This window comes from Synechococcus sp. WC101 (assembly GCF_047461555.1).
GTDB lineage: Bacteria > Cyanobacteriota > Cyanobacteriia > Thermostichales > Thermostichaceae > Thermostichus.
The window spans coordinates 1-3,215 of record NZ_JANSHG010000208.1 but is presented as its reverse complement, the minus strand read 5'-3'; the positions used below and the strand labels follow the sequence as shown (position 1 = coordinate 3,215).

General features: G+C 60.7%; 2 protein-coding genes. Both read right to left on the bottom strand.

Translation table 11 applies throughout. The annotated features are described in order from the left end of the window. Positions 1-295: 295 nt before the first annotated feature. A complete protein-coding gene (locus tag NW809_RS11510) occupies positions 296-1,315 on the bottom strand; it encodes a hypothetical protein (protein WP_414389771.1) in 1,020 nt (339 codons plus the stop codon). Between the two features lie 298 nt (positions 1,316-1,613). Next, the coding region (gene leuS, locus NW809_RS11505; protein ID WP_414402193.1) for a leucine--tRNA ligase at positions 1,614-3,215 on the bottom strand (1,602 nt) is incomplete at its 5' end.

The window sequence follows — 3,215 nt, the reverse complement described above, 5'->3', positions numbered from 1 at the left end:
TCATCACAGTTACCACCAGGTTGCGCAGTTGCCACAGCAACAGCAGCAGCATCCCTGTGGCCACTACCAGGGCTATGGAGGAGACGGAGAGGGTCAGCTGTCTTCGGCTCATCATCTGGCTGGGCTCTCTTCAAGGGGGGCGTTTCAGTCCCCCGGGGTAACAGACGGCTCTACCATCCTGGCCTGGCTTAGCCGAACTTGCCAAACGCCCCTTGCCCAAAGACGCCAAACCCGCAACCTCTCTACTCAATAGCCCAGACAAAGATCCGCAGCAGAAAACCAGCTAGCAGTGGAGTTACCGCAACAGTTCCATCCGTACTGCTTCTACATATTCCAGCAGCTCTGGGGATCCTCTGCCTGCAGCCTGCCACAGCGTCAAAGCACGGCCCAGATCGGCAGCGGCACCGGCCCTATCCTCTCCCTGATAGGCGCGTGCCATGCCGCGGTGGTAGTAGCCCTCGGCTTGCTGCGGCTGCACCTCGATAGCTCGGCTGAAATCCTGAACGGCCAAGTTGAAGTCGCAAATGCTGGCCCACATCAGGCCGCGATGGACATAAGCATCGAAAAGATCGGCAGAGCTTTGGTTTTGCTTGGCCAGCTCGATGGCCAGGTGCGACACATCAAACGCCGATTCCAGATGTCCCTGTTCGGCCCAGATGCGAGAGCGCAACAAGTGGAGTTGGGGGTTGCGATAGGCAATGCGATCCAGAGGGGACAAAGTTGCCAAAGCCTGCTGCAGCTCCCCAAAATACTCGTGTTGTATTCTGGCCTTGAGCAAGTAAGCTTCAGGCAAATAGGGATCCAAAGCAATGGCAATGTCCAGATCCTGTAGCGCTCTGCGCATCAGGTGATCAACGACAGCCGCCTGCTCCGGCTCGGGCAAGGCCAGGGGATCGCTCTGCAACCGATCCCAGAAGTATTGAGCCCGCTGCAGATAGAGCTGCGCGTTCCCCGGCTCTTGTTCCAGAAACTGAGCTAGCCGCGCCAGATAGACGCGATCCAAGTGAAAACGCTCGCCAGCCTGGGTGGAAAGAGGGATCCCCCGCTGCGCCAGCAACTGATGCGCCTGAGAGCGCTGCTCAAGCTGCCGTACTTGGGCTTGCAGTTGGGCTTGTTGCCTGAGCAGGAGCTCAGGATCGGGTTCATCGGCAAATGCCGTCACTTGAACACTCTGCGCTGGCGCCGAGGCAACTTCAGGGACAGCGCCCCGTCCCTTGCGCAGGGAAGCCAACCAGCCGCATTCGCCGCTCAAACACAGCCAAGACAGCAAACCCAAAAGCGCCGATCCGGACAACAAAAGACTGGGCCTCAGCATGGATCCCACCCCACGAAATAGCTTGAAAAAAGAGTTGCCTCTAAGCTAGTTCGCCACAGCCGCAGTGTCCAGACTTTCGGCAATGCCCGTCCTGCGCCACCACTCGGAAACTCCCCCCAGGGGATCCTGCCGCCGGCCAGATCGACCAACTCCACGCGACGATTCTTTGCTGGCTACAGGAGCTGAGAGCCCCACACGGGATCCATGAGGCAACTGGGGCAGAGGAAGAGACAAAAGCCTTGCCGTCAGGTAAGCGGGGCAACCCCACCCGTCCATACGGTGGGGTAGTTTATGAGAGTTAGACAACCAGGTTAACCAGCTTCTTCGGCACCACAATGACCCTCTTCGGCGTCATCCCTTGCAGATACCTCTGCGCCGCCTCCGATTGCAGAGCCAGCCGCTCCTGCTCCTGGGGCGTGACATCGGCAGGGGCTTCAAAGGAGCCGCGCAGCTTGCCGTTGACCTGCACCACAATCGTTACCGTATCGGCCACTAGGGCCGCCGGGTCATAGGTAGGCCAAGCCTGGCGATGCACTGAGTCGGTGCCGCCCAGGGCCTGCCACAGCTCCTCAGCCATGTGGGGGGCAAAGGGGGCTAGGAGCAAGACCAAGGTGCGGATCCCTTCCGCATAGACTGGCGAGTCCGGGATCTCGGCTTCAGCCAGGGCGTTGCTCAGCTTCATCAGCCCAGCAATGGCAGTGTTGAACTGGTACTCCTCCAAGTCCTCGCTGACTTCTTTGATGGCCGTGTGCACGGCGCGGCGCAGATCCCTTTCCGCTTTGGTCAGGGATCCTGCTTCAACCTTGGCCTGCAGCAGCTCGGCGGCTTTGCCCTGCAAGGACTCCGTCCCGCTACCGCGAACAACAAACTCGTACACCTGCCGCCAGACGCGGTTGAGAAAGCGAAATTGCCCTTCCACATCGGCATCGTCCCACTCCAAGTCCTTTTCCGGCGGCGCCTTGAAGAGGATGAACATGCGGGCCGTGTCTGCCCCGTAGTTGGCCAGCACCTCTTCCGGATCCACGCCGTTGCCCTTGGACTTGGACATAGTTGCGTAGATAACCTGCAGGGGCTCGCCGGTTTCCGGATCCCGCGGGTCGTTGGGATCCTTGACCAATGCAGTAGGGATCCAGCGATCCTTGCCGGACTTGTTGGGGTTGTAGTAGGTGCGCGCCTGCACCATCCCCTGGGTTAGCAGGCGGGAGAAGGGCTCATCGAAATTCAACAACCCCAGATCCCGCAGCACTTTGGTGAAAAAACGGGAGTAAAGCAGGTGCAAGATGGCGTGCTCGATGCCGCCCACGTACTGATCTACCGGCAGCCAGGCGTTGACCAGATCCTTGCGGAAGATCTCGCGGTCGTTGCGGGGATCGCTAAAGCGCAGGAAATACCACGAGGAGCAGATAAAGGTGTCCATCGTGTCCGTCTCGCGGCGGGCGTCGGCACCACAGGCGGGGCACTTCACCTTTACCCAGTCCTCCAACTGGGCCAAGGGGGATCCCCCTCGCCCCGTCAGCTCCACATCCTCGGGCAACAGCACCGGCAGATCCTCCTCCGGCACCGGCACAATGCCGCAGTGGGGGCAGTGGATGATGGGAATGGGGCAGCCCCAGTAGCGCTGTCGCGAGATGAGCCAATCCCGCAGGCGGTAGTTGACCTGCCGTTCTCCCAGCCCCTGCTCTTCTAGCCAGGCGATGGCCCTTTCTACACTTTGCCCCGGGCCTTTGCCCACCGGGATTCCGTCCAGGGGGCCGGAGTTGATCAACACCCCCTCCCCCGTCCAGGCCGCCTGCAGATCTTCAGCACTCGTCACCCCCCCTTGGGGCGGCTGCACCACCAGCTTGATGGGCAGGCCGAACTGGCGGGCAAACTCAAAGTCCCGCTGGTCGTGGGCGGGCAC